Here is a 530-nt window from a genome sequence, read left to right as displayed (position 1 = left end):
AACATGCGCGTTGCGCGTCACGAGTATCAAAATAAGCTTTCGACTATCTCGGGTCTCTTACAAATGGGGGCTTACGATAAAGCGCTTTCAGTTTGTTTGTCGCAAGCGAAAGCCAGTCAATCACAACTGGATTCGCTACATGCGCTGAATAGCAGACCGGCCTTGTCAGCCTTGATTTTGGCAAAGGCGAGCAAAGCCAACGAACTGGGTGTGGCACTGAGCATTGACTGCCAAAGTGATTTGAGCGCGCTGTCTCGCCGTTTGTCAGAAGAACAATTGTGTGGGTTGATTGGCAATTTAGCTCAAAACGCTTTGGAAGCGGTGAAAGGACGAGAGAACGGTCACGTACACATCGGTATTTCAGAATCGGCCTGCGAGTACACCATTCAGGTTTCGAACAATGGCCCGCTGATCGAGAGTGAATTTGATGCGTTGTGCGAATTGGGCTTTACCACTAAGCAAAACAAAGCCGATCATGGAGTAGGCATGTACCTTGTACGTTCCATCGTTGAGCAAGGCAATGGGCATAT

General features: G+C 48.7%; 1 protein-coding gene. It reads left to right on the top strand.

The window, feature by feature from the left end:
• On the top strand, nt 1-530 hold a 530-nt coding region (locus R7Z47_RS26670), incomplete at both ends, for a sensor histidine kinase (RefSeq protein ID WP_318131000.1).

The sequence above is a fragment of the Vibrio sp. 1641 genome (assembly GCF_033339995.1).
GTDB classification, from domain to species: Bacteria; Pseudomonadota; Gammaproteobacteria; order Enterobacterales; family Vibrionaceae; genus Vibrio; species Vibrio alginolyticus.
The sequence above is the reverse complement of the archived record's forward strand: the minus strand, read 5'-3'. Positions and strand labels throughout refer to the sequence as shown.